20 protein-coding genes and 5 tRNA genes are annotated in these 23,214 nt (G+C 49.4%); 3 read left to right on the top strand and 22 right to left on the bottom strand.

The window, feature by feature from the left end; genetic code table 11:
• Positions 1-22: 22 nt before the first annotated feature.
• The gene (dtd, locus tag ACPV3A_RS24945) at positions 23-466 is read right to left on the bottom strand and encodes a D-aminoacyl-tRNA deacylase (RefSeq protein ID WP_426201899.1); all 444 of its coding nucleotides are present in this window, start codon (positions 464-466) and stop codon (positions 23-25) included.
• A gap of 471 nt (positions 467-937) precedes the next feature.
• The gene (locus ACPV3A_RS24940) at positions 938-3,115 is read right to left on the bottom strand and encodes a RelA/SpoT family protein (RefSeq protein WP_426201897.1); all 2,178 of its coding nucleotides are present in this window, start codon (positions 3,113-3,115) and stop codon (positions 938-940) included.
• Positions 3,116-3,416: 301 nt separating this feature from the next.
• On the opposite strand from ACPV3A_RS24940, the gene uraA reads away from it, so the two are divergent.
• The gene (gene uraA / locus ACPV3A_RS24935) at positions 3,417-4,721 is read left to right on the top strand and encodes a uracil permease (RefSeq protein ID WP_426201895.1); all 1,305 of its coding nucleotides are present in this window, start codon (positions 3,417-3,419) and stop codon (positions 4,719-4,721) included.
• Between the two features lie 94 nt (positions 4,722-4,815).
• Here the strand turns inward: uraA and ACPV3A_RS24930 are convergent, their stop codons facing one another.
• The 6 genes from ACPV3A_RS24930 to ACPV3A_RS24905 form a co-directional block, all read right to left on the bottom strand.
• On the bottom strand, positions 4,816-5,331 hold the full coding sequence (locus ACPV3A_RS24930; protein WP_071222758.1) for an adenine phosphoribosyltransferase: 516 nt from the start codon (positions 5,329-5,331) through the stop codon (positions 4,816-4,818).
• Positions 5,332-5,357: 26 nt separating this feature from the next.
• Complete coding sequence (recJ, locus tag ACPV3A_RS24925) at positions 5,358-7,757, bottom strand: single-stranded-DNA-specific exonuclease RecJ (protein WP_426201892.1); 2,400 nt, start codon at positions 7,755-7,757, stop codon at positions 5,358-5,360.
• Between the two features lie 61 nt (positions 7,758-7,818).
• The gene (locus ACPV3A_RS24920) at positions 7,819-8,784 is read right to left on the bottom strand and encodes a cation diffusion facilitator family transporter (RefSeq protein WP_194541501.1); all 966 of its coding nucleotides are present in this window, start codon (positions 8,782-8,784) and stop codon (positions 7,819-7,821) included.
• Between the two features lie 138 nt (positions 8,785-8,922).
• Positions 8,923-9,840, bottom strand: coding sequence for a protein translocase subunit SecF (secF, locus tag ACPV3A_RS24915; RefSeq protein ID WP_074961950.1), 918 nt, complete (start codon positions 9,838-9,840; stop codon positions 8,923-8,925).
• Entirely contained in the window at positions 9,830-11,080 is a 1,251-nt protein-coding gene (gene secD, locus ACPV3A_RS24910) for a protein translocase subunit SecD (RefSeq protein ID WP_194541500.1), read from the bottom strand. Before secD ends, secF begins: the two co-directional genes overlap by 11 nt.
• 132 nt (positions 11,081-11,212) lie before the next feature.
• Positions 11,213-11,470, bottom strand: a complete 258-nt coding sequence (locus ACPV3A_RS24905) for a post-transcriptional regulator (protein WP_006208841.1) — start codon at positions 11,468-11,470, stop codon at positions 11,213-11,215.
• A gap of 188 nt (positions 11,471-11,658) precedes the next feature.
• Between ACPV3A_RS24905 and spoVB the strand changes: the two genes are divergently transcribed.
• Entirely contained in the window at positions 11,659-13,260 is a 1,602-nt protein-coding gene (gene spoVB / locus ACPV3A_RS24900; protein ID WP_194541499.1) for a stage V sporulation protein B, read from the top strand.
• On the opposite strand, the gene ACPV3A_RS24895 is transcribed toward spoVB, so the two are convergent.
• The gene (locus ACPV3A_RS24895) at positions 13,257-14,039 is read right to left on the bottom strand and encodes a YetF domain-containing protein (protein ID WP_426201888.1); all 783 of its coding nucleotides are present in this window, start codon (positions 14,037-14,039) and stop codon (positions 13,257-13,259) included. The two genes, spoVB and ACPV3A_RS24895, sit on opposite strands and share 4 nt — an antisense overlap.
• 192 nt (positions 14,040-14,231) lie before the next feature.
• On the opposite strand from ACPV3A_RS24895, the gene ACPV3A_RS24890 reads away from it, so the two are divergent.
• Positions 14,232-14,621, top strand: a complete 390-nt coding sequence (locus tag ACPV3A_RS24890) for a TIGR04086 family membrane protein (RefSeq protein WP_220686138.1) — start codon at positions 14,232-14,234, stop codon at positions 14,619-14,621.
• Between the two features lie 137 nt (positions 14,622-14,758).
• Here ACPV3A_RS24890 and yajC read toward each other — a convergent pair whose 3' ends face one another.
• The 13 genes from yajC to ACPV3A_RS24825 all read right to left on the bottom strand — a co-directional run bounded on the left by yajC (position 14,759) and on the right by ACPV3A_RS24825 (position 23,167).
• On the bottom strand, positions 14,759-15,073 hold the full coding sequence (yajC, locus tag ACPV3A_RS24885) for a preprotein translocase subunit YajC (RefSeq protein WP_071222752.1): 315 nt from the start codon (positions 15,071-15,073) through the stop codon (positions 14,759-14,761).
• A 47-nt stretch (positions 15,074-15,120) separates the two neighbouring features.
• Positions 15,121-16,260, bottom strand: a complete 1,140-nt coding sequence (gene tgt / locus ACPV3A_RS24880) for a tRNA guanosine(34) transglycosylase Tgt (RefSeq protein ID WP_071222751.1) — start codon at positions 16,258-16,260, stop codon at positions 15,121-15,123.
• Positions 16,261-16,280: 20 nt separating this feature from the next.
• Positions 16,281-17,312 (bottom strand): tRNA preQ1(34) S-adenosylmethionine ribosyltransferase-isomerase QueA, encoded by a 1,032-nt coding sequence (gene queA, locus ACPV3A_RS24875; RefSeq protein ID WP_071222750.1) that lies wholly within the window; start codon positions 17,310-17,312, stop codon positions 16,281-16,283.
• A gap of 5 nt (positions 17,313-17,317) precedes the next feature.
• Positions 17,318-19,408 carry a SpoIID/LytB domain-containing protein gene (locus ACPV3A_RS24870; RefSeq protein ID WP_426201885.1) on the bottom strand — a complete coding sequence of 697 codons (2,091 nt, stop codon included), beginning with the start codon at positions 19,406-19,408 and terminating at the stop codon, positions 17,318-17,320.
• A 57-nt stretch (positions 19,409-19,465) separates the two neighbouring features.
• Positions 19,466-20,473 (bottom strand): Holliday junction branch migration DNA helicase RuvB, encoded by a 1,008-nt coding sequence (gene ruvB / locus ACPV3A_RS24865; protein ID WP_076320428.1) that lies wholly within the window; start codon positions 20,471-20,473, stop codon positions 19,466-19,468.
• Between the two features lie 29 nt (positions 20,474-20,502).
• Entirely contained in the window at positions 20,503-21,120 is a 618-nt protein-coding gene (ruvA, locus tag ACPV3A_RS24860; RefSeq protein WP_127594677.1) for a Holliday junction branch migration protein RuvA, read from the bottom strand.
• Complete coding sequence (ruvC, locus tag ACPV3A_RS24855) at positions 21,117-21,620, bottom strand: crossover junction endodeoxyribonuclease RuvC (RefSeq protein WP_071222746.1); 504 nt, start codon at positions 21,618-21,620, stop codon at positions 21,117-21,119. The genes ruvA and ruvC overlap by 4 nt, the downstream gene beginning before the upstream one ends.
• A 212-nt stretch (positions 21,621-21,832) precedes the next feature.
• Positions 21,833-22,546 carry a BofC C-terminal domain-containing protein gene (locus tag ACPV3A_RS24850; protein WP_426201882.1) on the bottom strand — a complete coding sequence of 238 codons (714 nt, stop codon included), beginning with the start codon at positions 22,544-22,546 and terminating at the stop codon, positions 21,833-21,835.
• Positions 22,547-22,692: 146 nt separating this feature from the next.
• Positions 22,693-22,766, bottom strand: a tRNA-Pro gene (locus ACPV3A_RS24845).
• Positions 22,767-22,774: 8 nt separating this feature from the next.
• Positions 22,775-22,854: transfer RNA gene (locus ACPV3A_RS24840), tRNA-Leu, on the bottom strand.
• Between the two features lie 41 nt (positions 22,855-22,895).
• A tRNA-Arg gene (locus ACPV3A_RS24835) sits at positions 22,896-22,972 on the bottom strand.
• 4 nt (positions 22,973-22,976) lie between these two features.
• A tRNA-Gly gene (locus ACPV3A_RS24830) sits at positions 22,977-23,051 on the bottom strand.
• 40 nt (positions 23,052-23,091) lie between these two features.
• Positions 23,092-23,167, bottom strand: a tRNA-Lys gene (locus ACPV3A_RS24825).
• Between the last annotated feature and the right edge of the window lie 47 nt (positions 23,168-23,214).

The following is a 23,214-nucleotide window of genomic DNA, read 5'->3' as shown; positions in this document are numbered from 1 at the left end:
TGCTGCCCGTCTTTTTAGCCGCTTATGATCTGCTGTCAATGATCAGGGTTACCGGTCCCCAATTCGTTAGCGACACGTCCATCATGGCTCCGAACACCCCGGTCTCAACCTGAAACCCCTTCGCTATGAGCTCGCGGTTAAACGCTTCATACAATGCATTCGCTTCATCCGGTTTGGCGGCGGCCATGAAATTCGGGCGTTTTCCCTTGCGGGTGTCACCATAAAGTGTAAACTGGGATACCGACAGAATGGCTCCGCCCACGTCCTGGACGCTAAAATTCATTTTTCCATCCTCGTCCTCAAAAATGCGCAGCCCCGCAACCTTCTCGGCAAGGTATTTGGCATCCTTCTCTTCATCCTCGTGCGTCACACCGACCAGCACCATCAATCCCGCTTCAATCTGGCCAACGATTTCATTGTCAACCGTGACTTGCGCATGCTTACATCTTTGAATAACCACTCTCATTGTGTTTAGCTCCTTTTTTCCATAAGAAAAATGTCTATCGATGTACTCTCTAAGAAGACAGACCGCGTTTATCGGTAGTTTTTCTTGCGATATCAGGCAGACAGATCCTCCGAAGTTTATACGCTGATATCTTAAGAAAAATGTCTATCGATGTACTCTCTAAGAAGACAGACCGCGTTTATCGGTAGTTTTTCTTGCGATATCAGGCAGACAGATCCTCCGAAGTTTATACTCTGATATCTTAAGAAAAATGTCTATCGATGTGCTCTCTAAGAAGACAGACCGCGGTTATCGGTAGTTTTTCTTGCGATATCAGGCAGACAGATCCTCCGAAGTCTATACGCTGACATCTTAAAATAAAACGGCCTGTCTCCCGCAGGATAACAGACCGCATTCGTATAATCATCCGTGACTGTACATGTCCATGAAACCCCGGAGTCCGTTAACCACGCTACCGTGCCATCACTTGCGTCACTGCATGATCCGATGAACGGTATATACATCCTTCACCCGCTTGATTCGCTCCACAACGGAATGGAGATGATCCGTATTGCGGATCAAAATCGTCATGTGAATCATTGCCATTTTGTTCTTGTCAGATCGACCGGTCACAGCGGAAATATTCGTTTTGCTCTCTGAAACGGCCTGAAGAACTTCATTTAACAGTCCGTTGCGATCATGGCCCGTCACTTCGATATCGACGCTGTAGTTAGCCTCAACCGCCGTTTCCCATTCCACCTCGATGACGCGAGCGGCATCCTCGCCTTCACCCATGGACGGCAGATTGGCACAATCCGAACGATGGACCGATACGCCGCGTCCGCGGGTAACGTAACCGACAATATCATCGCCGGGTACGGGATTGCAGCATCTCGCGAAGCGCACCAGCAGATTATCAATCCCCTTCACGCGCACGCCGTTAGTCGGACGGCTTCGTTTCTCCGCCGGCTTGATTTCCTTCATCTCGGAGGTCAATTCAAGCTGATTCGCTTCCTCCTGCTCCTTACGGAGCTTCTCGGTCACTTTGGTACAGATTTGAGCGGCCGTGATCCCGCCAAAGCCAACCGCCGATAACATATCCTCGATATCATTAAAGGCGAATTTCTTGGCCGCCTCCATTAATTTATCATCGGTCGTCCATTCGGACACCTCAAGACCGAGGCGCTTGATTTCGCGCTCCAGCATATCGCGCCCCTTCTCCACATTCTCTTCCCGCTTCTCTTTCTTGAACCACTGCTTGATCTTACTGCGGGCATGGGAGGATTGGGCAATCTTCAACCAGTCCTGGCTCGGACCGTACGAATGTTTCGATGTTAAAATTTCCACGATATCGCCGGTCTTGAGTTGATGATCCAGCGGAACGATTCTGCCATTGACCTTGGCACCAATCGTTCGATTTCCTACTTCAGTATGAATTCGGTAGGCAAAATCGAGAGGGACGGAGCCTGAAGGCAGCTCGATCACCTCGCCTTTTGGCGTAAACACAAAAACCAGATCGGAGAAAAAGTCCATCTTCAGAGATTCTACAAATTCCGAGGCATCCTTCGTCTCATGCTGCAGCTCCAATATTTCACGGAAGAACGTCATCTTGTTATCGAAGCTGCCTCCGGTGCCTGCGGAACCTTCTTTATAGGACCAGTGAGCCGCGATACCGTACTCTGCCGTACGATGCATCTCCCAGGTCCGGATCTGAACCTCTGTCGGTTCCCCATTCGGTCCGACCACCGTCGTATGAAGGGATTGATACATATTCGTTTTTGGCATGGCGATATAATCTTTGAAACGGCCAGGCATCGGCTTCCACAAGGTATGGATGATGCCAAGCGTAGCATAACAATCCTTGATATTGTCCACAATAATGCGGATTGCAAGAAGATCATAAATTTCGTTGAATTGCTTGTTCTTCACCGTCATTTTCTTAAACACGCTGTAGATATGCTTCGGCCTGCCCGATAAGTCGGCTTGTATGCCCATCTCGTCGAGCTTCTCACGGATACAGACTATGACATTGTCGATATACTGCTCACGTTCAGCCCGCTTCTTGTGCATTAAATTCGCAATGCGGTAATACTGCTGCGGATTCAAGTAACGAAGCGCGATATCCTCCATCTCCCACTTGATCGCGGAAATACCTAGACGATGAGCGATCGGACAAAAGATCTCTAGCGTTTCATAGGAAATACGGCGCTGGCTTTCCTCGGACTGATACTTAAGCGTGCGCATATTGTGAAGCCGATCCGCCAGCTTGATCACGATCACCCGGATGTCCCGGGCCATCGCGATAAACATTTTACGATAATTTTCGTTCTGCTGTTCTTCTTTGGATCGGAATTGGATACGTTCCAGTTTCGTTAAACCATCCACCAGCAGTGCGCAGGTATCCCCGAAGCGCTCACGGATCTGCTCGAGCGATACAGTTGTATCCTCAACGACATCATGAAGCAACGAAGCAATAATAGACAACGTGTCCATCTGCATATTCACCACGATGTCTGCAACCGCAAGCGGATGAAGAATATAAGGTTCTCCCGATTTCCGCACTTGTCCGTGGTGGGCTTGCTCCGCAAATTCATAAGCTTCCTGGATGCGGAGAAGATCGGGTTCTTTTATATAGGCGCTGGCCTTTTCGAGTAATCGCTCTATGCCCATTTTGGAGTCCTTCTCTTCCCTTTCTATATAAAATGGAACCCGCCCTTGTCAAAACGTGCAGGTTCCCTCGTGATTGTTTTCCTATCATTATGACGCTTGTGACGTTATACGTCAACATGTCGAGCGTTCAGACACTTATAGTATGCCCGTTTCCGGCTCGGAGACATCAAAACTTGACATGAAATGAATATTTTGACGAACTGTAAAAATTAATGTTGAAAAAACGAACGATTGTATTTAATCTATTAAAGATCGTACGCGAACGGTCCTATATTTAAAGTCCTAAGAGGAGTGAAATGGTTTGCAACGAGAAATTCAAGTAGATGAGAAACTTCCGTTTGGCCCAGGCTTTCTTCTAAGCCTGCAGCATTTGTTCGCCATGTTCGGAAGTACGGTGCTTGTACCGAACCTATTCGGCGTGGATCCCGGCATGATCCTGCTGATGAACGGCATCGGCACACTGCTCTACATTTTTTTATGTAAAGGGAAGATCCCGGCCTACCTCGGCTCAAGCTTTGCCTTTATCTCGCCGGTTCTGCTCGTGCTCGCCGACGATCCGGAAGCCAACTATAGCAAGGCACTGGGCGCCTTTATCGTAACAGGGATTATCTTCTGCCTGGTAGCTCTTATCGTTAAATATGCAGGAACCAAATGGATCGACTTTGTATTCCCGCCAGCGGTAATGGGTGCCATTATTGCCATGATCGGGCTTGAGCTTGTACCGGTTGCCGCAGGTATGGCCGGCTTCTTACCAGAAGAGGGGCAATCCATTGATGCTAAAATCATTACGATTTCACTCGTAACACTTGGCGTCACCGTACTCGGATCGATCCTGTTCCGCGGCTTCGCCAAAATCATTCACATCCTGATCGGAATTGTTGTCGGTTATGCTCTCTCCTTCGCGCTAGGCGTGGTAGACACCGAAAAAATCGCGAACGCGAAGTTCCTGTCGGCCCCGGAGCTGACAACCCCGGTTTTCGATAACGGAGCGATCTGGTCCATCATACCGGTAGCAATCGTTGTGATCGTTGAGCACATCGGCCACCTGCTGGTCACCAGCAATATCGTGGGCAAAGACCTCTCCAGAGACCCTGGCCTGCACCGCTCCCTTCTCGGTAACGGTATATCCACCATTCTGTCAGGATTCGTAGGCTCCACACCCAATACCACCTATGGTGAAAATATCGGGGTCATGGCACTCACAAAGGTATACTCGGTATTCGTAATTGCCGGAGCAGCCATTATTGCGATTCTGCTATCCTTCTCCGGCACGTTCTCCGCCGTTGTAGCGAACATTCCTACACCTGTAATGGGCGGCGTATCTCTGTTGCTGTTCGGGGTTATCGCAGCTTCCGGTCTTCGAATCTTTGTTGAGCAAAGGGTCGATTTCTCCAAAGCAAGCAACATGATCCTGGCTACTCTGGTCCTGGTTACGGGGATTAGCGGCGTAACATTGAAGATTCCTAACACTACCATCGAGCTGAAGGGTATGGCCCTGGCTACCATCGTAGGTGTTCTCATGGCCCTTCTCTTCAAAGTCTTCGAGATTACCGGCCTCTCCAATGAACAAAATGATGAGCCGCTCGTAGAAAAAACGCCGGATTGAAACGACAACTTGATTGCAAAATAGAAAAATGCCCTGAGCTGACTGCTCAGGGCATTTTATTATTTCCCGGGAAAATCAGGGAGAATGTTGTCGGTTACTCGTATTGCATTAATGTAAATACATCGATTCCATCCAGCTTCGAACGGCCATTGAGATCAGCCAGCTCGATCATGAATGCAGCTCCAACAACGTTTCCGCCCAATTGACGAATGAGGTTAACCGAAGTCGCAATCGTGCCGCCTGTTGCAAGAAGATCATCCGCAATCAATACATTTTGACCCTTCTCGATTGCATCGGTATGCATCGCCAAGCGATCTTTACCATATTCGAGGTCATATCCCACTTCGATCGTTTCGTAGGGAAGCTTTCCGCTTTTGCGAATGGGCGCGAATCCTACCCCAAGAGCATAAGCCAGCGGTGCTCCTACAACAAATCCACGGGCTTCGGGACCAGCTATCACATCAATTTTGAGATCGGATACCAAGACCTTCAATTCTTCGATGGCTTTGCGATACACCTCACCATTCTTCAGCAGTGTAGTAATATCTTTGAAGCTGATCCCCGCCTGCGGAAAATCGGGAATGACACGAATATAATCTTTAAAATCCAAAATAATCTCCTCCTGTATAGTTGCGGTTAAGATACGCCTTTTGTGCGGGACATCATCCATTGGGTTAATTGTTCCGTACCGGCATGCAGCAGATGCTGCTCCATCTCTGCCAAATCGCTTAATTCACGGAAGTGACGGGAAGCGTCCAGCGGTTTTTTCTCCGGCTTCGGTATAAAGGTAATCTGTCCCTGAACACGCTGGATGAACGCCAATTCCTCAAACACATCCAGTACTTTGAGCAGCATGCGTTCGGACAAGGACGTCTGCTTCTGCAGACGTGCTACAACCTCATTCTCCAACACGGGAGCAGACGTCATTCCGGCAAGTGAAACGTACAGCTTTTTAAACTGTTCGCGGTCCGGAATTTGCAGTCGTTCGCGCAGGTTCCGGGTCGGATGCAGCATGAATATATTAGGAACGGAATGGAAGGCTGACATGAATGCATCCAATTGTTCAGCCGTCTCCGGTACATCCAGTACGAACAAAACGGAAATATCTTCTTGACTGTTCTCAGCAATATCATTATCCGGCATGATGCCAGCATTCCTATCATATACCCAAAGGCACATATCATACAATTGACTTTTTATTTCCGGATGTGAATCTTTTGCGTACACCACTGCGGAACGGACTGCCGGGCAGCGCAGATGCGGCTCCAGCTCCGCTCTCCACCTCTGAATTTCCTGTATCGGCTCCTTGATCCCGCGGTAGTCAAACACCTGTTGATAAGGGGCGCAGATATCCTGAATCATGAGCTGTACTTTACGGCTCCCGTTCCATTCATTCACGGAAAGCTCGCCAAGCACATCCACAACCGATCCCACCGGCAAAATATCGGCTAGATGTCCCCAGCCGAATGAGATTGCATCGATAACCTCCCGCTTTTGCTGCAAACGAAGCTTCAGATGTTTCCCCTCTTTGCCGATTTTGCGGACGTCCTTGATGACAACATCCCGAAAGACAATCTTCGGCACAGCATTGGCCATGCCAAACGGGCCTAATTGTTCAATTTGTTCAATAACAGGCACCGATACCTCCGACAAGCTAGCCTCCAGGTCCGCTTCACAGATTGCAATTAGATGCTCTTCTTCGAGCGCTTCTTCCGCATATCGATGAAGTCCCTGTTCAAATTCCTCCAAACGGTCCCGATGGAGGCTCATGCCCGCTGCGGATGGATGCCCCCCAAAGTGGTCCATGACGTCCTTGCAGGAATGCAGAGCCGCATAAATATCGAATCCCGGAATCGATCGGGCGGAACCTTTACAGTTCCTCGTCTCGGGATCAATCCCGAGAATAACAACAGGCCTGTAGAATCGCTCCAGTATTTTGGAGGCCACGATGCCAACTACGCCAACGTTCCAGCCTTCACCCGCCAACACGATTACAGGAGGAACCTCCTGTCCTCTCCAGCGGTTTTGAACCATGCCCAGCGCTTCCTGGACGATGTTTTCGACCACTTGCTGCCGCTCCTTGTTCAGCCCATCCAATTCCCAGGCAAGCCGCTCCGCTTCTTCCCGGTGTTCTGTTGTAAGCAGCGTAACGGCACGGCCTGCATGATCCAGACGGCCACTGGCATTAATCCGTGGTGCCATGGAGAATGCAACATTAACGGCTGTCACTTGCTCCACATGAATTCCCGATACCTCAAGCAAGCAGCGGATGCCTTCATACTTCGTACTCCGCATCGATTCGATCCCGTGCTTCACAAGCACCCGATTCTCCCCCGTGAGCGGCATCAAGTCAGCAATGGTTCCGATAGATACAATCTGAAGCCATTCCTCCGGCGGTTCTCCAACGAGAGCCTGTGCCAGCTTGTAAGCCACGCCTACGCCCGCCAGCCCCTTAAAGGGATAGGGACATGTAGGGATTTTCGGGTTGATCAGCGCATAAGCTTCTGGCAGCACCTCAGGCGGCTCATGATGGTCCGTGACAATTACGTCGATGCCAAGGCTGTTGGCATACGCAATTTGCTCCACTGCGCTTATCCCGGTATCAACGGTAATGACCAGACTGACCCCTTGCTGATGAGCCCAATCCAGCGCGTGATTATGTAAGCCATAACCTTCATTGGATCGGTGAGGTATATAAATATCATAAGATGCGCCCAAGTAACGCATCAGATGAATCATCAATGACGTGCTGGAAACACCGTCTGCATCATAATCGCCGTAAATTAGAATATGCTCCCGATCCTCCAGCGCTTTACGAATACGCGGTACAGCCTCCTGCATCCCTTGCATGAGATAAGGGTCATGCGTCAGCTCAAACGTTCCATATAGAAATCTCCGTCCATCCTCGGCTGAATGTATCCCTCGTGACGCCATAAGCGAAGCCACCATCGGTGGCAACGACAGATCCTGGGCCAGCCTATCGGTGATCGATGACTCTGCCGAGCGTATTCTCCATTCATATTTGGAATACAGCACAGGGACTCACCTTCCTTTTCCTGCCTTTTTCCTGCTGTCTTATACCTGTTAGCTCCAGACGCTACTGCGGCAGTGTCGGCATATCGTTGTCCATCAAGTCAAAGTTCGATTTATACGGATAACCCGGTTCATAGGGTACAACGTGAACTTTGGCATCCGTAACCTGAATAAAACGATGAGTTAACAGCTTCCGGATGCGCTCGGCAATTTCTTGAGCCTCCAACACGGACGTCCGGGGATTCACGGTAACTTTCACTTCAATATTCACATGACGGATCTGCCCGTATTCCTGAACCTTCAGTTCCTCGATCGTGATCACGCCATGTACCCGCTGAATCGTATCCATGAATTCGGCTTCGTGCTCATGCCGCTTCTCTTCCACGAGGGTACCATAAACGGAATGAACGATTAATATATACCCCTTGCGGACCACGAGACAAGCCACAATCAGAGCCGCAACCGAATCCATATAGAGCAGGGGTGTCCAATCGAAGTAGGAGCCGCCCATCGCTAGTGACACGCCGATCAATACCGTTAGCGAAGAGTACAAGGTAAATCGATGATCAGCGGACAGCACCTCGTACCTGGGGTCATTGTTTCTTTTTATCTGCCGGGATTGGTACTGAAACACGGCTTCATTCACCGCGAGTGATATAAAAACTGCAAGCAATGCCGATTCGGTCGGCGGCTCCAGGTCGCCTGATGCCATGGTTTGGATCGCGGATACCGCAATTTGAATACCACCCATGATCAATAAAACGGCAAATAGGATCGAGATCACCGGCTCCGTTGTGCCCGAAACGTTCCGTTTGTCCCGAATTAAGTTTTTATTGCCGAATATACCGAGGCTTGGCAAACGGTCCACCAGTAAAGTTACGGCGTTCGCGGCAGAATGCAGAGCATCTCCGATTAGAGCCTTACTGCCGGATAAGTAACCGGCGATCCCTTTGCACAAGGCCAATGCAAAATCCGCTACAATGCCTGTCCAAAGGACAGTCTCCGTATGATTCAAACGTTCATTGCTCACTTGAGGCCCCCCTCAATGTCACTATTGATCCTGTGCTTATCACGCTGTTAACTTTAGAAAGCCGCGTCGCCAGCGACGCGGCTTTCCACTTGTATAGGATCCTCTGCTATCTAGACTGCTACACCAACAGCGGCTGAATTAAATTTCAATCTTATCTTTGCTTGGCTTAGGCGAATTTGGTTTATTGCTGACATTGCGCCCTTTAAGGAGGAGCCACAACGGACTCGCGATAAAGATCGAAGAGTACGCGCCGAATAACAAACCGATACAAATCGCCAGCGAGAACATCTGAATCGACTCACCGCCAAGCAGAAGTATGAAGAACGCTGCAATAAACACGGACAGTGCCGTATATATCGAACGGCCGAGTGTCTGAGATAAGCTTTTGTTTACCAGATCCTTAAGATCCGAGTACCGCTTGATCTTGGCAAACCTTAGATTTTCCCTGATCCGGTCAAAGATGACGATCGTATCGTTAATTGAGTAACCTATAATCGTCAGAACAGCAATAATGAATGTCAGGTCTACCTCAAGACCGAGGATAGAGAAAATACTGATAACCACGAATGCATCATGCAGAAGGGCTACGATCGCTGCTATCGCAAAGCGCCATTCAAAGCGGATGCTGACATAGATGATAATTCCGATACAGGAGATCAATACGGCATAAATTGCGTTTCGGCCCAGCTCTTTTGCCATCTCGGGGTCCACCGTGTTGACCTCGAAAGTAGCCTTTTCATCCAGCTTCTCAATGCCGGTACGCATCTTCATATCCTGATCCTCGGTCAGAACCTCCCTGAATCGGATATTCACGCGGTCATTACCAGGTGTAATGCTCGCATCTTCACCGATTCCCGCCTCTTCTAACACGGTATCAATCTGCTCCGTAGTCAGCGTTTTGGAGAGGGAAATGTCCACGTTCGAACCGGATTGGAAATCAACGCCGTAGTTAAGACCACGAGTCAAGAGGAATACCAAGCCCAGAATCGTAATTGCAATGGACAGTATATAGAAAAACCTGCTTTTGCCTACGAAATCAAAGTTCTTAAAGCTCACGAATGTCACGCTCCTTTACGCCATAATGGCTCGGTTTGCGGGCCCAACCAATATTCACAAGCAGATTGAGCAAGAAACGGGAGAAATAAACATTCGTGGCAATACTCACGATGATCTCCAGAATCAATACAAGCGCAAAACCTTTGACCGCGCCGGTACCAAATCCGAACATGACAGCGGCAACGAGTATCGTCGTCAAGTTGGAGTCCATAATAGCTCGCAGGGATGACTTACCGCCTGCTTTGACCGCGGATGGAACACTCTTGCCAGTTCTGATCTCTTCCCGAATGCGCTCATAGGTGATGATATTGGCATCAACCGCCATACCAATACCTAATATAAATGCCGCAATACCTGGGAGCGTCAGCGTAAAGTCAGCCCATACGAAAACAAGGATCAGAAGCCATGTATGCAAAATAAGTGCAAAGCTTGCCAGCAAGCCCGGTACACGATATCTGATAATCATGAACAGCAGGATCGCAACAGAAGCGATCAGACCGGCTTGTAAAGTCTTTGTAAGAGATTGCATGCCAAGCGTAGCCCCTACGCTCTGAGAGTATTTCTCGACCAGTTTCAGCGGCAGGGCGCCGAGATTAATCGTATCCCGGATCTGCTTTGCTTCATCCAGCGAATAATTCCCCGTAATTTGTGCGGTACCGTCCGTTAATACGGCTCGCACCGTCGGAGCTGACAGCAGTTGGTCGTCCATGAAGATAGCCAGCTCTTGACCGAGAAGACGTTCTGTAATTTCAGCAAACTTCCCCTTGTCCTTCACTTTAATATCTATCATAGGCTGATTAAGCTGATCATAGGCAACCGATGCGCCGTTCTCGACGAAATCGTCGCCGCGGAGCTCAATTTTACAGAACTCCTCGCCTTCTTTACAGCCGTCATTGCTTCGGAATGTGAGGTTTGCAGGTTCTTTCATTGTTTTTCGAACTTCAGCCTCATCCGTTACGCCTGCCACCTTTAAGCGGATCCGGTTCGTCCCTTCCGGCGTAACCTCAGGCTCTGATGTTCCCATTGCATCCGCACGCTTTTGCAAACTCTTTGCGGTTTCCTGCAGTGCTTCTTTTGTGACTTGCTGCCCTTCCATCAAAGGCTCCGCTTCATATAGGATTTCGAATCCACCCTTAAGATCCAAACCTAGACGGACGTCTTTCAGCAAGCCCGGAGTTGTAACGGCCATTAATACAGTGATCACGAGTACGGTTCCGACGAAACTGATAATTCTCTTCATGCCGTCCTTTGTTCCCCCTTTTTACTCAATATTCCTATTATAGCGATGTCATAAAACCCAGTCAATTTATCAAAATTTGTCGGGCTTATGAAATGAACCCTTATATCCGCAAGGCAAAAGGGACCTCTTCGATTAATCGAAAGAAGATCCCTTATATGCTGATATTGTCATATAGTTCATTAACGCTGTCGCCTTCAAGGACAGAATGTCATTGACCAGTTTATGGAGGGAGGGAACGCCTTCCTTTTCATACTTGCTGCTGACACAGTTCCATATATCGTCGCTAGTCACATACTCGTACCCAATCAAATGCATTTCCTCAACCTTGCTCAAGCATACCATTTCAATGGTGCTCATCAATTCTTCCTCGCTCATTTGCTCGAGTTCCATGCATATGGCCTCCTCACTGACTCCCTGTTGTCCCTAAGTTACATTCGACATGATACATTGCTTTCCTTCTATTCCTACCATGTCCTGAAAAAAAAGTAAAGTCATCAGATGGGACAGGTAGGGCATATCCATAAGAATAGCCATGTCGTGTCATCGTATTCAGTCTTAACCAGGGAGTGGGATGGACAGTGAACAAGCAATCATTTATTAAAGGAACGCTGATTTTACTTGCAGCCGGCATATTAAACCGCCTACTCGGTTTTATCCCCCGGATCGCCCTCCCCCGGATCATCGGACCCGAGGGTGTCGGAATTTACCAACTGGGCTACCCCTTCTTTATCGTGCTCGTGACCATCATTACCGGCGGAATTCCGCTGGCCATTGCCAAAATGGTTGCCGAAGCGGAAGGCGCCGGGAAGCGGGATGCTTCCCAAAAAATTCTGCATGTCAGTCTAATGCTGACGCTTACAGCAGGCACTCTCTTTATGGGACTCAGTCTGCTCCTTGCCCCTTGGGTAACCGGCGTGCTTTTGCCGGACGAGCGTGTATACCAGACCTTTATCAGTATGACGCCCATGATGATCATCATTGCTGTATCGTCAGTCTACCGCGGATATTTCCAGGGCAAGCAGAACATGATTCCCTCCGCAAGCTCCTCCGTGATCGAGACCATTGTCCGCATTATTTGCATGCTGTGGTTTGCACATCTCTTGATGCCCAAAGGCATTGCTTATGGGGCAGCGGGTGCCATGCTCGGAACAGCCGTAGGAGAATTGATTGGCATGATCGCGCTGCTGCTGCAATACTCCGGCGAGGGACGACGAACGAGTAAACTTTTACCCAAGCCCCAAGAAGCAGTATCGGAAAAAAAAGCAGAAGAAGACTCCCCGTCGAATCAAGGCATTCTGAAACGTTTACTCGGTATTGCATTGCCTGTTACAGGGGGCAAGATGGTAGGGTCCTTTTCCTACCTGCTGGAGACGATTCTGACTAATCGCAGCCTGGCCATGGCAGGTATAGCGACGTCCGTAGCCACAGCTCAGTACGGTGCACTGCAAGGGATGATCATCCCGCTCCTGCTGCTGCCCGGTGCACTGACGGTTTCCCTGGCCATCTCTCTGGTACCTTCACTCTCGGAAGCAGCCGCCCGTAATGACCGGTCTACGATCCATAAACGTATGAATCAATCCCTTCGGCTAGCGCTTGTCTCCGGAGCTCCGTTCGCCATCATTATGTTTGTCCTGGCTGAGCCATTATGCCTACTCCTGTACAACAACGCGGAGATTAGCGATATGCTCAAAATCATGGCGCCGTTTGCCTTGTTCCTGTATGTGCAGTCCCCGCTTCAAGCTGCCTTGCAAGCACTGGACCGTCCAGGCCGGGCATTACTGAATACGTTATTCGGGGCGATCATCAAAATGAGCCTCATTGTGTATTTGGCATCCAATCCCGCCTTTGGCATAAAAGGAGCCGTCATTGCCATTATCGTAAACAGCATTGCCGTTACATTACTCCACGGTTTCAGCCTATCGAGGCTGATCGGCTTTCGATTCCGTCTGCTGGATTATGTCAAAATCGGGGCGGTTATGATCATTATGGGTGCCTGTGTCCTCTATGGGTACAAACATCTTCCGTTTTCGACCGCGCCATGGCTGCAATTTTGGGCTTCCATCGCAGCTGGTATTCTGGTCTATTTCATCATGATCTTTATGACCAAGCTGGTAACACCGCGAGATTTGGAACGTGTGCCTGTCGTCGGCACCTGGTTCAATAAATTCAGCCGTCGTTAGATCCTGTCTTTACGGTCAATGTAAATCCGGCCTTTATGGTCAATGGAGCATAGAAAAATATCCTTAAAATCCTTAGCACCGAAATTCTGGATCTCGTTCTTTAGCCAGAACCGCGTTTTTTGGATTAATTCAAGGTTCTCGTCCTGCACCTTTCCATCCAATATAAGCGGTATGGGCAGTCCTTCATACGTAATTTTATCGTAAGGAATATCTACGACTGTAGGGTTTTCTTTTTCGAATTGATTTGAAGTGGATGAAGAGTTGGTGGCGCCTGAGGTGTTGGATGAACTTGAAGAGCTATTCGAACTGCTGTCGGAGCTGCTGCCCGTATCTTTCGGAATCACGGTAAGCTGGCCGGATGTTTCGAGTATCGCAAATTCGACGTCCGCGAGGCTGTCAATGTCTTTGCCTCTCAACTGCTGCATCAGATCATCCAAATTATAGCGAAGCCTTGCCATCTCTTTGCGATGGAGTCTGCCCCGGGACACCAACACGCTCGGCTTTCCGTCAGCAAATAGCCGTATATTTCGATTTTTTAAGCCGATATAAGCAAGTCCTACCTGAATGGCAACCAAAACGGCGATAGGAGCAAGTCCCTCCCATATCGGTTTTTTAGTATCTTCAAGAACAAAAACGGCGATCTCTGCAATCATGATGGATATGACCAAATCGAAGATGGATAGCTTTCCAATTTCCCGTTTGCCCATGATTCTCATGGTGACAAAGATGACCACATACATCAGAATGGTCCGCAGAATCAGAATAGTCATATGAGACATAATCAATCCCTCCTAGCTTGCCTGACATTCTCATGTACAGCTATTCTGGCCTGCTACTGCTGTTCCCATTCGATTACAACAGATTAATTAATGGAAATCATGTTAAACCGGCAGCAAAATATTCAGTTTGTACTATATGTACAGGCTTGGCCATACAATTTAATGATCAAGATTTGTTAAGGGGGATGATTCATGGAACCGATCCGGCGAGTCTTCACTTTCAGGATCACCAATCCGATTCTTTCAGGACTATTGTATTCTTTTTTCTGGATGTTTCTTGGCGCGTTGGCGTTATCCCTGCTTCTATGGGGCAGCGGGCTGGCCGAAGATGATTTATCGTTCTACACGTTTCTTGTACATGCCGTCTCCGCCTTTATCGGAGGTTGTGTGAGCGGCAAGCGCGCAGGAAACAAAGGTTGGTATTACGGCTGTCTGACAGGGCTGGTATACGGCGTTACACTGCTCGTCATTGGTTTTCTTGCTTTGGATAGCTCCTTATCTCTCGGAGATTTGACGCTGATTGCTACGGTATTTGCTGGCGGCGCCATCGGGGGGATGTTCGGGGTCAATTTGAAAAAATAACGCTGGCTCAAATGCTCTCCATTACTTAAGGACTTCTGTTTCCCATTCTTCACGCTCATATAAAAAACAAAGCCGGCTCCCATGAGGGAGTCGGCCTTTGTTTTAACGATTACATTCCATATGTATGTGATACGTCATTATGCATCCGCATTCACACTATGGCTTATCGAGTTGCGGTCGAACGTTAACTTCGTTACATCGTTCACTTTCAAGACCACAATGTCGTCGGTAATCTCCACAATCGTGCCGTGAAGACCTCCGATCGTTACCACTTTGTCGCCCTTGGACAAGGCGCTAAGCATGGCGTTTCTGGTCTTCTGTTTCTTCTGCTGTGGACGAATAAGCAGAAAATAAAAGATGACAAACATCAGCACGAACGGCAAAATCAATCCCAAAATGCCTCCGCCGCCTTGGGTCTGTCCTGCTGCGAGATCAAATGAAGTTCCAAACATTTCTTTCCCCCCTTTCACAAACTTATCATGATGGCCATGAGCTTGCTTTAGAACCCTTTTTCATTATCATGTAGGCCGTACTTATCAAAAAACTCATCGCGGAAGTCAAGCAGACGATCTTCCATAATACTCTGACGCACATTACGCATCAAATTAATCAAGAAATGCAGGTTATGATACGTTGTCAATCTTAGTCCAAACGTTTCATCACTCTTGATCAGGTGGCGCAGATAAGCACGCGAGTAGTTACGGCAAGTGTAGCAGTCGCATTCCGGATCCAGCGGTCCGTAATCCCTGGCATATTGAGCATTTCGAACGACAAGACGGCCTTGACTTGTCATCGTTGTCCCGTTGCGAGCGATCCGCGTCGGAAGCACGCAATCGAACATATCCACACCACGAATCGAGCCCTCAATCAACGCATCGGGTGATCCGACTCCCATCAAATAGCGAGGCTTATTGTTCGGCAGCAGGGGCACCGTGTAATCCAGCACTTCATACATAAGCTGCTTCGATTCTCCCACACTAAGTCCACCAATAGCATAACCCGGGAAATCCATGGAAGTCAAATCACGGGCGCTCTGACGGCGCAGATCCTCATGCATGCCTCCCTGAACGATGGCGAATAGGGCTTGGTCTTCCGGTCTGGCATGACTCTTCAGGCAGCGTTCAGCCCAGCGAGAGGTCCGCTCGGTGGATTGTTTAACGTACTCATACTCTGCAGGATAAGGCGGGCATTCATCAAAAGCCATCATAATATCAGATCCGAGCGCGTTCTGAATCTCCATCGCAACTTCCGGGGAGATAAACAGTTTATCTCCGTTCAAGTGGGAACGGAAATGTACGCCTTCTTCCGATATTTTTCTCATTTCTGCCAAGCTGAATACCTGGAAGCCGCCGCTATCGGTCAGGATCGGACGGTCCCAGTTCATGAATTTGTGCAGTCCGCCCGCTTCTTTCACAATATCATGTCCAGGACGCAGGAAGAGGTGATAGGTGTTGCTCAAAATAATATGGGCATCCATGGCTTTTAACTCTTCCGGGCTCATGGTTTTTACGGTTGCCAATGTTCCGACAGGCATGAATGTCGGCGTATCGATCACGCCGTGCGGGGTGTGCACTCTGCCGAGCCTGGCACCTGATTGTTTGCACGTTTTAATATGTTCATAAGTAACAGCTGCTGCCATGGTGATAACCAACCTCCGAATTAATAGATAAACATCGCGTCGCCAAAGCTGAAGAACCGGTATTCCTTCTCAACAGCCTCCTTGTACGCTTTCATAATGTGTTCGCGACCGGCCAGCGCACTAACCAGCATAACCAGCGTGGATTTCGGCAGATGAAAATTCGTGATCAGTGCATCCACGACGGTAAAAGCATAACCGGGATATATGAAAATGCTCGTCCAGCCGCTGCTTTCTCGCAGAGGCTCGCCGTTTCGCTCCGATCCAACCGTCTCCAGCGTTCTGCAGGAAGTGGTTCCTACAGCGATAACCCGGCCGCCGCGCCGCTTCGTCTCATTCAGCAGCTCAGCGGTTTCCTGGGAGAGGGAATAGTACTCTTCATGCATGACATGATCCTCAACCTGATCCACGGACATCGGACGAAATGTCCCCAGTCCGACATGCAGGGTGATGAAGGCGATGTCCACTCCCTTGGCCTGGATCTGTTCCAGGAGAGCCTCCGTGAAGTGCAGGCCAGCCGTCGGTGCAGCTGCGGATCCCTCATGCTTCGCATATACGGTCTGATAACGATCGCGGTCATCCAGCTTTTCCTTAATATATGGCGGGAGCGGCATTTGCCCCAGTTCATCGAGGATTTCTTGGAAAATCCCCTTATACGAGAAGGATAAGGTGCGGGCACCCATCTCTCCTTCTTCCTCGATGACCGCTTTTAATTTTCCGTCGCCAAAGGAGATGACGTTTCCCTTTTTCAGCTTCTTGCCAGGTTTTACAAGTGCTTCCCACCGGTCTTGCCCCATATTCTTCAGCAGAAGGACCTCTGCCTTCGCACCGGTGTCTTCCTTTGCACCGAATAATCGGGCCGGGATTACCTTGGTATCGTTTAATACAAGCGTATCTCCCGGATTCAGGTAGTCTATGATGTCCGCAAACGTTTGATGGCGTATATCTCCGCTCTGTTTATCCAGCGTGAGGAGCCTGGAGGAACTTCGATCCAGCAGCGGTGTCTGCGCAATTAAATGTTCGGGTAATTCAAAATCATACAAATCCACATTCATGTCGGTCAGTCCTTCGTAATAGTCGTGTTGCGGTAATAGTGTTGGAGTATCTGCTTGTAATCATACCCTTCGTCTGCCATTCCCTTGGCACCCCATTGAGACATGCCCAGGCCATGACCAAAGCCTTTGCCGGTAAATTTAAAGCCGGGAGAGCTTTCAATCACGCGCGCTTTCCCCGTTCCATTCATCACAACGGTGCCGGAACCTTTGACATTTCCGTTGCCGCTCCCTGAGATGACGGACACCGATTGGCCGCTTGAAACCGTTGATACCGCACCATTCGCGCTCAATACAGTATAACTTCCGGTTGATTCAATATCAAACAATGTGCTTGGCAAACCGTTAAAAGCCGAGCGGAACATATCGGGATATTTCACGTCCAGCACTTGACCGTTGGCTTTAACCGCAAGGGCACGTCCAGACGGGCCTCGCTCCGTTACATCCAGCGAAGTAATGGAAGCAGGCAGGCTATTGGAGGTTTTTCCTTTTAGAGAGGCAAGCAATTGATCCGAAGTATAGGGACCGCGAACCCAGTCATAGCTGTTGGATTCCGCCACTTTCTCTAGGACGACAGCCGTTTCGCCCGGATTCATCTTGCCTACAGGCTCAACGTTCGATTGGATCAATGGGAGTGGACGCACGTTCGTATCCTTGGCGGTAACCGTCATATACAGGAGTCCTGCCGATGTTTTGTTTCCGGTTTCCTTCACATTGTCCTCACGTACATAACCTGTAACGCCACTCGGAAGAAGTACATGATACCAAGATTTAAGCGCTGCCTGGGACGAGGAGTCTCCAGGGCTTTCCACCGCGGCAAACAGATCGTTACGGTTACCCCACACCTCGGTGGAATCTGCCGTCATTCCTCCGCTATTGGATGAAAAGACCGTTTCCACAATTTTACCGTCCTTCATGACAACTTCGCCGTCGGTTGCATCCACTGCTTGAATAATGCTCGGATACTCATAGGCGGTCCCGTAATAAGCCTGGCTTAACGTTGTGTCCACGACATGAGCTACTTCGAACTTATTACCTTGGAAGAGCGCATAGCTGCGGGCTGCCACAGCCTGTGCTTTCAGTGCTTCAGCCCCCCAAGTAGACGGCACCTCGGCTCCAACGACGGAATACAGGTACTGCTGGAACGGGAGCTCATTGACAAGATACAATTGACCGTTCTTTTGTCCGATCTCCAAAACGCCTCGATACGAACGATCCGATCGTTCCTTCACATTCGTCCCGGCGCCTGAAGTCCCTTCTAGCCGCAATACGGACTGACCACCCGACAACATATAATGCTGTGTCTCTTGAGGAGTCGCCAGGTTGAGACTTACATCTCGTCTCATAATCAGACCTGCAGCGGACGCATTCTGTTCAACGAGGGAGCCGGATAGTTTAGAAGCTTCCTGTTTGACTGCAGCAAGGTCGGCTGTGTTGGCTGCCTCGCCGACCCACACCTCATAAGCGGATGCACCTCCGCTGGGCACCACTACATTAAACGCATCCATGCCGGCATCCGCATACGTCTTACGCACAGACTCGGCTTCAGCCTCCGATCCGTACGATCCTGCTGACAGATGCAGCCCGCCTTTAACCGAAGGCGTTTGACCATTCAGATGAGCAGCCGCCGTCTTTGCCGTTCGCGCAGCCCCGTCCAAGGCCGCTTTCTCTGTTTCGTACATACCTGCATATAGTTTGTAAACATTGCCGTCCGCAAACAGCAACGGTTTGTCATTCGTCGCTTGCAGTTTTTTTGCTGCTTCCGAAGCCGTTTTCCAATCCGTGGTCTCAAGCACCTTGACGCGGTATGTATCCACACTCATTCGGACCTGCTGGTTTGCTGGGATGTTTATCAAAGCCTGCTGTGCACCGGATGCAAGCAGCGATGCCGTCAGAGCCTCAGTGGATTTCAGTGTTACGGCATTGGTTATTGATTTATACTGGCTTCCCAGATCCAGGAACATCGCAACACGAATCGTATCTATTGAAGGAGCGGCCGCATGTACCGCAGGCGCGCTCCATAAGGTTCCGGCAACAGCCAATGACAAGAGTCCTTTGGTGGTCCAACCGAATAATGATTTCGTCCAGTTCCTATCCATTTACGTATTTCCTCCTGTAGCTATTAGGATTTGGTATGAATGTAATGATTCTATAATCTAACGACGATCCTCAGGGAAGGGAATACCTAAATGTTGATAAGCTGTGGGCGTTACAACTCGTCCCCGGGGTGTACGCTGCAAGAAACCGATCTGTAGGAGATACGGTTCATATACATCTTCAATGGTTTGGCTTTCTTCTCCAATGGTTGCCGCAATGGTATCGAGACCTACTGGTCCCCCGCGGAAGCTTTTGATCATGGCATTCAGCATTTTATGATCGATAAAGTCCAGACCCATCGGGTCGATCTGCAGCATCTTCAACGCTTCCTGAGCGATGCTAGGCGTGATCATGCCATCTCCTCGAACCTGGGCGTAATCACGCACCCTTTTCAAGAGTCGGTTGGCTATGCGTGGCGTCCCGCGCGATCTCAGGGCAATCTCTTCCGCTGCCTCTCCTAATATCTCGATCTCCAAAAGATCGGCGTTGCGCGACACAATGTAACTCAACTCGTCGACCGTATAGAATTCCAGACGGCTTACCACGCCAAAACGGTCCCTTAGCGGCGCAGAGAGCAATCCAGCCCGGGTGGTGGCGCCAATTAAGGTGAACGGTGGCAGATCTAGACGAACTGAGCGTGCGCTTGGCCCTTTGCCGATCATAATATCCAGCGCAAAATCCTCCATCGCCGGATACATCACTTCCTCTACCGTCCGATGCAGGCGATGGATCTCATCAATAAACAGGACGTCTCCTTCCTGCAGATTGGTGAGAAGCGCAGCCAGATCTCCCGGACGCTCAATGGCCGGACCGGAAGTCGTACGGAGATTAACGCCAAGCTCGTTGGCGATAATATTCGCCAGCGTCGTTTTTCCGAGTCCTGGAGGTCCGTACAACAACACATGGTCAAGCGCTTCGTTACGCATTTTTGCCGCTTCGATATATACCTTGAGATTTTCCTTAACTTGATTCTGTCCTATATATTCAGCCAAATAACGTGGACGAAGACTAAGCTCGACAGCCTGCTCGTCCATCATCAGATTGGCGGAAATAATTCGATCATCCATCTATTAAACTCCTCTCCTGCAGCGATCCTCTAGCCGGCGTATAGCTGCTGCAGTGCCCGTTTCATCAGCACGTCAACGGATTCACCGCTTGCGGCAGAATCCTTAATCTTAAGCCAGACCTTATCCAGCTCGCTATCCGTATAACCAAGAGCCTTCAGTCCTTCACGTGCCTCAGACCACGCCGAGCCGTCAGCTTCCGGTTCAGGCTCCTGAATGGCAAACAGACCGGTCATCATGCTCGCATTTCCGAATCCCTCGAGCTTGTCCTTCAGATCCAGAATCATGCGCTGCGCTGTTTTCTTACCGATTCCCGGAAGCTTGATCAAGAAGGATACATTCTCTTGGTAGATCGCGGAAACCACATGGTCCGGAGATCCCCCGCCCAATATGCCGAGCGCCACACGCGGGCCGATTCCCGAGACTTCGATCAGTTTACGGAACAGCTTCTGTTCCTCCCGCGTCGGAAATCCAAACAGCAGGATGGCATCCTCACGGACATGATGATGGGTAAACACCGTAATAGTTCCTTCGGTTTTGGCAAAAGCATATGGATTCGGGCAGAACACCCGATACCCTACCCCTTGAACATCCAATACAATATATTCACTCTCTAAATGGACAACCTGTCCCCGTAAAAAATCGATCATTTTCGCAATACCTCATTTAACTTGGAATTCAGTGTATAGGAATGAGCGTGGCAGATCGCTACAGCCAGTGCATCCGCCACATCGTCAGGTTTGGGAATGCTCTGCAGCTTCAGGAACATCCTGACCATCTCCTGCACCTGTTTCTTCTCGGCCTTTCCATAACCGACAATGGCCTGCTTCACCTGCATCGGCGTATATTCTGCAATCGGGAGCCCGCGCTGGACCGCAGCCAGGATGAGCACTCCTCTGGCCTGTGATACAGACATCGCCGTGGTTACATTCCGGTTAAAAAATAACTTCTCGAAAGCAACGGCCTCAGGCTCATATTTATCAATAAGCTGCCCCATGCCCTCGTACACGTGGTGCAGCCTCTCTTCATCCGGAGTATGGGCTTCCGTCTGGATACAGCCATACTGTACCGGCGTGACTTTACTTCCAACCTTATCTACAAACCCGAAACCCACAATCGCAATCCCGGGGTCGATCCCTAAAATGCGCAAACCAATCTCTCCTCTGATGAAGCGAACATATGTATCGTTCTCTCATTATAACAAAAGATCGACCACTGTTGAGGAAAAACTTTGATCCTTTAAGCACCGGTTACGTATCCTCTGTATTGAGACCGCTAACATACCTGTGCAACGCAAAAAACTGCCCGGTAAATTTCCGGGCAGCAGCATTTTCGGTCACCAAGCGACAAGGCTGGGAGGTTCTATGGGGTCGGGTTCATGACATTTTCAGCCATATCCCGGGCATAGTCGCTAAAGGTTGACAGAACACTGTTATACTCTTCCATATCTTGAATTCGAATACCTTCCTCAAGCTGCTGAATCACATCTCTAGGCAAAGACGACTCCATCGAACCGACATCCAGCTGAAAGAAGGTCCGCATCACTTTCTCTTCCTCCGGTGGTCCATCAAACAAGGTTAAGTTTCCGTTGGAATCAATGCTCATATAGGCTTGCCTCTTACAGGTGGGTGAAAGGTCGGATACGGTTTGCTCCAGCCAGACTTCACCCTTGTTATCCAATCGTCCCTGCCATAAAGGATTTTTATTCATCAGTTCATAAATACCATCCGCCGTAAGCTTTCCCAAATCCTGTTCTTCGATGCCACATACATAGGTGATCCGAACATGAACATGCTTCTTTCCCTTCGAGGTATTCAGCTTTTGCATGAATTCCCTCTGATCCTGCCGGCGTTCTTCCAACTTATCATCCTCAATCTGCAAGTAATGCATCGTTTCTACGGCCAGTGGCGTATCGTCGGATGCAGCAGTGAGCAGCTTATTCATCTGATCCTTTATATTCTGGCCGGACCATATCATGATACCTGCGATCAATAGGATCGCACAGGACCAAATCGCGCGTCTCCAGCGTCTCCAGCGTTTTCTGAACAGCTTCTTAAAGAAATGAAAAACACTCAAGGTTATCCCCTTCTATTCAATGTTTTTCATATTGTGACCGGGAAGCTGCCAAATTATTCAGTTCCGCTTTTGCCATCAGCCTCATTTTCAATCCAAAACAAAGAAAGACCGCCTTCAGTTACACTGAAAGCAGTCTTTCGATCGAATCGGGATGACACGATTTGAACATGCGACCCCCTGGTCCCAAACCAGGTGCTCTACCAAGCTGAGCTACATCCCGTTATTTAATGCCGGTGAAGGGACTCGAACCCCCACGGTTTCCCTCACGATTTTGAGTCGCGCGCGTCTGCCAATTCCGCCACACCGGCACAATGTAATTTCATAATGAGTTAAGTAATTGTTTAAAAAATGGCACGCCCTGAGAGATTCGAACTCCCGACCTTTTGATTCGTAGTCAAACGCTCTATCCAGCTGAGCTAAGGGCGCAAAATGGAGCGGACGACGGGAATCGAACCCGCGACCCTCGCCTTGGCAAGGCGATGCTCTACCGCTGAGCCACGTCCGCAATGTAATATGTATTCCGTCTTATGCTCTCTTGGTAAAGATGGTGAGCCATGAAGGACTCGAACCTTCGACACCCTGATTAAAAGTCAGGTGCTCTACCAACTGAGCTAATGGCTCTTATTACTAAGAGTAAATGGCGGAACTACGGGATACTCTCTCTTCGT

The organism is Paenibacillus sp. Dod16, assembly GCF_049893405.1.
Classification (GTDB): domain Bacteria; phylum Bacillota; class Bacilli; order Paenibacillales; family Paenibacillaceae; genus Paenibacillus_AQ.
The sequence above is the reverse complement of the archived record's forward strand: the minus strand, read 5'-3'. Positions and strand labels throughout refer to the sequence as shown.

What these genes read in the sequence shown, in the direction of transcription:
- dtd (WP_426201899.1), bottom strand. Translation starts at nt 466, where the DNA reads ATGAGAGTGGTTATTCAAAGATGTAAGCATGCGCAAGTCACGGTTGAC.
- ACPV3A_RS24940 (WP_426201897.1), bottom strand. Translation starts at nt 3,115, where the DNA reads ATGGGCATAGAGCGATTACTCGAAAAGGCCAGCGCCTATATAAAAGAA.
- secD (WP_194541500.1), bottom strand. Translation starts at nt 11,080, where the DNA reads ATGAAGAGAATTATCAGTTTCGTCGGAACCGTACTCGTGATCACTGTA.
- ACPV3A_RS24905 (WP_006208841.1), bottom strand. Translation starts at nt 11,470, where the DNA reads ATGGAACTCGAGCAAATGAGCGAGGAAGAATTGATGAGCACCATTGAA.
- ACPV3A_RS24895 (WP_426201888.1), bottom strand. Translation starts at nt 14,039, where the DNA reads ATGTCTCATATGACTATTCTGATTCTGCGGACCATTCTGATGTATGTG.
- ACPV3A_RS24890 (WP_220686138.1), top strand. Translation starts at nt 14,232, where the DNA reads ATGGAACCGATCCGGCGAGTCTTCACTTTCAGGATCACCAATCCGATT.
- yajC (WP_071222752.1), bottom strand. Translation starts at nt 15,073, where the DNA reads ATGTTTGGAACTTCATTTGATCTCGCAGCAGGACAGACCCAAGGCGGC.
- tgt (WP_071222751.1), bottom strand. Translation starts at nt 16,260, where the DNA reads ATGGCAGCAGCTGTTACTTATGAACATATTAAAACGTGCAAACAATCA.
- queA (WP_071222750.1), bottom strand. Translation starts at nt 17,312, where the DNA reads ATGAATGTGGATTTGTATGATTTTGAATTACCCGAACATTTAATTGCG.
- ACPV3A_RS24870 (WP_426201885.1), bottom strand. Translation starts at nt 19,408, where the DNA reads ATGGATAGGAACTGGACGAAATCATTATTCGGTTGGACCACCAAAGGA.
- ruvB (WP_076320428.1), bottom strand. Translation starts at nt 20,473, where the DNA reads ATGGATGATCGAATTATTTCCGCCAATCTGATGATGGACGAGCAGGCT.
- ruvA (WP_127594677.1), bottom strand. Translation starts at nt 21,120, where the DNA reads ATGATCGATTTTTTACGGGGACAGGTTGTCCATTTAGAGAGTGAATAT.